The following is a 4777-nucleotide window of genomic DNA, read 5'->3' as shown; positions in this document are numbered from 1 at the left end:
GTCTCCGACTCAGTAGTTCTATGCCGAGTACCACGGACAAGCACGAATCGATAAAGATCGCACCGCTGTGCGGATCAACTTCGGTGACGATGTGCATCATCGATTTCTGGCGCAGATCGCCGAGTACCCATTCGACGTAGCCAGTCGCTGTGAGTTTGCGCGTGCGGCCCGAATCGTTACGCAATTTCAGAACCGAAAACTTGACCGACGCGTCCGTTGCCACATACACCCAGAGTGCCGAGGCGATGCCGTTTTCAACGTGCTCAAAGACGCTATAGCCAAAGCCGTGGCGGGTGACGTAAAGCGGGGCAGGTGCAATAGCTGACAGCAGCGGTGTTGGCGACCAGTATTCGGTAGTTTCTTCATCGCGCAGGTAGAACGCTTCGCCGCTGGCGGCGCTCACCGGATCGTTATGCCAGGGCGTGAGTCGGAATTCGTGCGCGTTTTCGCCCCAGGTGTAGGCCACGCCGTTTTCGGCCACCACTGTGCCGAACTCGGCATTGGCCAGCACATTGACCCAGGGCGCAGGGGTTTGTTGACGGTCGTCTGTTGTGATCACATATTCGCGCCCATCTGGCGTAAAACCGCCATACGGATTGGTCAACATAAGATCGCTGCGTTGGATGGCGGGAGCGCGCACCTCGGTACTCGCGTAGCGCTGTGTAGTCGGTGGCGTGCCTGGACTTCTACTTACAATGAGGCGCGGTATACGGACTTCCGGTGCGCCGCGCCGATTGATTTGTTCGGCCAGCGTACCGTTACGATCGGTGAGCACGATGCGCGCAACGGATTCCAGCAATATCCGGTCTTCACTGGCAATCTGATCCCCGGGCCGTACAAAAATGCCACCGGGGCGATCAATAAAATGGCCTTCGATACTCGCGGCAATCAAGCCCATGATCTGGTCTTGTAGCAATTGCCGATACCCGGCGTGATCTTCATTCCAGATCACCAGATCGACGGCCAGCCCTTTTTGCCGCCACCACGAGTGCGCCTGCACCAGTTGCCTGATCAATTCGATATTGGCGAGCTCGTGGATGTGCACCAGAACGATCGGTAAGTCGCCGGAGATGGCGTAACTCCAGAGTCCGGATTGTCCACGCGCATTTTTAATCAGAATGCTGGCGTCGGCACGCAGTACATTGTTGGCGTACATGATCGCGTTGGCGAGCCGGCCATACAGTTGTGCATCGGTTTCAGTAGCGTTGATTTGCCGCAAAATGACCTGACTGTGGGTCCAGGATAAATCGAAGACGCGATCGGCCAGATGGCGGTCGTGATATTTTTCGATCAGGGTCAGGCAGTTTTCGCGGTTATCGCTCATCCCTGTGACGATATCGATAGTCACCGTTTGTTCCGGCGCGAGTGTCAACAAATAGCGGATCGCGACGATGGGGTCGAGCACCGCGCCCTCGCTACCGGAGAGCGCAGCGCGGCTGAGCATCGCTTGCGGGACGGCGCTTGAGCGGCCACGGCCGATAAATTGCAGGCGATCGGTTTCATATGAAACGGCATCGATATGGGCCCCATGCGCTGCCATCAGATGCAACATCCACGGCGGGTTTTCAGTCATCGAACGGGGACGACGGGTACACAATATCGCCCGTTGCAGCGGTAATATCTCCGTATGGACGAACAGATTACTGAAGGCGGGATGCGCGTTATCGGCTGCCGCTGCGTCGATGACGACTTCGGCATAGCTGGTGATGTCGATGGTGCGGGGATTGCGCGCGCGATTGGTGATGCGGCTGCGGCGCAGTTCGATATCGTCTTCGGGTGAGACCACGATTTCGGTATGCATGTCGATGTCAAAGCCGTCGCCGTCCTCACTCGTGTCGCGGCGTCGAAATTCGGCCCTGCCTTCGGAAAAAATGACTTCATATTCGCGTGCCGGTTTGCGGGTCGGTTGAAAAGTACTGGACCAATACACACCGCTGGCAAGATCGCGCACGTAGCAGAACGCGCCCCAGTTGTCGCAGGTCGTGTCCTCGCGCCAACGCGTCACTGCAAGATCGCGGCAACGGGAAGAGCCGCCGCCGGCATTGCTGACCATGACGTGATAATGACCATTGGAGAGCAATTGGACTTCGGGAACCTGCGTGTTGGCGCTGCCGAGAATGCGCACCGGCATCTCTTGTGTGACGGCAGCCACGGTGCGGATGTCCGATAGTTCGCTGGTGTTGGAATAGAACGCGCCCGCCTTGGGCACGCGCTCGTGCAGCAGCATCGTGGCCTGAAATAAGGGGTCTGAGGCAAAGCGCCGTTGCATCGGTTTGTCGTGCAACAGATACGTCAGCGCCAGCAAGCTCATACCCTGATGATGCGCCATGAAGGAACAAATCAGGGCATAGGATTGGCCGCGCGGCAGGCGTGAGCGGGTGTAATCGATGGCTTCGTACATGCCATACTTGCCCTCAAATCCCTCTGCGGAGAGCCGTTGCAGATTGAGGCAAGCGGCTTCCGGGGCGACCATCAAGGCCAATACCGACGCGTAGGGGGCGATCACCAGATCGTCGGCCAAGCCACGTTTAAGGCCCAGTCCGGGCACGCCAAAGGCGCGGTATTGATAATTGAGGCTGGCATCGAAGGCGTGATAACCGGACTCTGACATGCCCCACGGCATGCCGGTTTGTGCGCCATAGTCAATCTGACGTTTGACGGCGGAGCGATAAGTCTGGTCCAGCAAGGTATGTTCGAAGGTGGGCATCACCAGCAGCGGCATCAGATATTCGAACATCGAGCCGCTCCATGACAGCAAGATAGGCGCACCGCCAGCTGTGGTGAGTTGGCGTCCAAGCGAGAACCAGTTTTCTTGCGGGAGCTGACCTTGGGCGATGGCGACGAAACTGCACAGGCGCGCTTCCGAGGCCAGCAGATCGTAAAATCCGGCGTCGCGACGGCGTTCGCTCACGTTGTAGCCGATGGCCAGTAAATGGCTGCTGCGATCGTAGAGAAACGCGTATTCCGTCTGCGCCATTTCACGTAGTTGCAGCGTTAAGCGTGCGATGGTTTTGAGGTAGGTAGCGGCGCGCAAGGCGGCCTCGATCACGCTGACATGGATTTCGGCAAGCTGGATTTTTTCTTCTGCGTTCCATAGGCGCGGTGGTTGAGGCTCTTCATATTCATGGTTGGCATCATTGTTATTGTCAACGCGGGCAACCATCGGCTTGGTTATCTTGTATTCGGATTGCAGTAATAGCGCCTCAAGCACAATCAGATCGTGCATGGTCGGAATGTGATTGAGCAGCGCAAACTCCGTTATCCAGTGCGCATGTTGCGGCAACATCATCCACGGCGCACACCATGCCAGCGTGGCTTTCGCTTCGCTGCAATGATGCAGTAGCGCGCGTGTCCACCAGGCTATTTCTGAATTTTTCCCTACGTTCGCGGTGTGTGTTGCGTGCTCTATTTCTAAGGCACATTCGGTTAATTCTTCAATGGATTGTTGGAATGCGAGAAGACTCAGCGGCGGCCCACGCAAGGCGTTGGTTATCGCTTTCTGAAAGGCGGCGCATTCACGCGTGGCGCTGATAGTTGAAACGGGATTTGATTTTTTTTCAGCCTTCATTTCCTCGGTCAATATCGATAGCGTGTCTTGCAGACCGTGCAGCCATTGCATGCCAATAATCGGTTGGTCGCCAAGGTCATTGAGGCCCGCTTGTAAGGTCAGCAGATGTCCGGCGAAGTTGCCGCTATCGACCGTCGATACATACATCGGGTAGAGCGGTTTGAGGTATTGCGTGTCATACCAGTTATAGAAATGACCGCGATACCGTTCTAGCGTGGAGAGCGTGCGCAAGGTGTTTTCGGTACGGTCAAGCAATTGCGCTGTGAGGATGTAACCGAAATCATAGGCCGACAGATTGGCCAGTAAGGCCATACCGATATTGGTCGGCGAGGTTCTGTGGGCGACGACTGCGACCGGTTTTTCCTGCACATTATCGGGCGGCAGCCAGTTGTCTTCGGGGCCGACATAGGTTTCAAAAAATGCCCACGTTTTGCGCGATAAGTTGCGCAGAAAGCGATGTTGTTCAGTGCCTAGTTGGGATGGTCGCGGTGGTTGAGGCAAGCTGATCCGCCAGGCGATTGCTGGCGCTATGATCCACAGGATGAGCAACGGTGTGGCGCTCATTACGTCCATTACGCTCGCTATGCTCAATAAAGTCATCGGTGAAAATTGCATCATCGCCGTTGCAATGGCGATGGCCAGCACCGGCTCTACCCACATGGCGCGAAAACTGCTCAATAAATCTGTTTTGCCATGGCGCGTGATTTCGCTGGAAGGGCGCCATTCCAGCATGCGCCGATGCGAGATCAGATTGCGCCAGTTGGTGCGCACGATGGCGTCGAGGCTGAAGCAGGCTTCATAAGGCAAGAATGCCAACGTCAGTAAAGCCTGCACTAAATAGTTACCGCTGCTGCGCAAGACGGCCATGAGATGTTGTTGCAGCAAGACGTCTACGGGTTTGCGCAGGAGGTCGTTGAGCGAACCGACCATGTACGGCAAGATGATGATGGCGGCGACCGTGGTGCTCCAGAACATCGGCGCATGCAATAAGGTCCAGCCTGCAACGAGTAATAAAAACAGGGCGGGGGAGACCATGCTGCGGCGCAGATTGTCGAAAATTTTCCAATGCGATAGGGTCGACAGGGCGTTCGGCTGGCGTGGATGTTGGCTGTCAGTTGCCGGTACCCGCGGGCGCAACCAACCCGCGATTTGCCAGTCACCCCGCATCCAGCGATGACGACGGCTAACGTCGGTGCCGTAACGGTTGGG

Annotated in this window: 1 protein-coding gene; it reads right to left on the bottom strand. The window is 56.5% G+C overall.

Annotated elements, in window-relative coordinates; translation table 11 throughout:
- The coding region (locus ACVBEF_RS20545; protein ID WP_447125764.1) for a glucoamylase family protein at positions 1-4777 on the bottom strand (4777 nt) is incomplete at both ends.

The sequence above is a fragment of the Glaciimonas sp. GG7 genome, from assembly GCF_052976905.1.
This window is presented reverse-complemented; position numbering and strand designations above follow the sequence as displayed.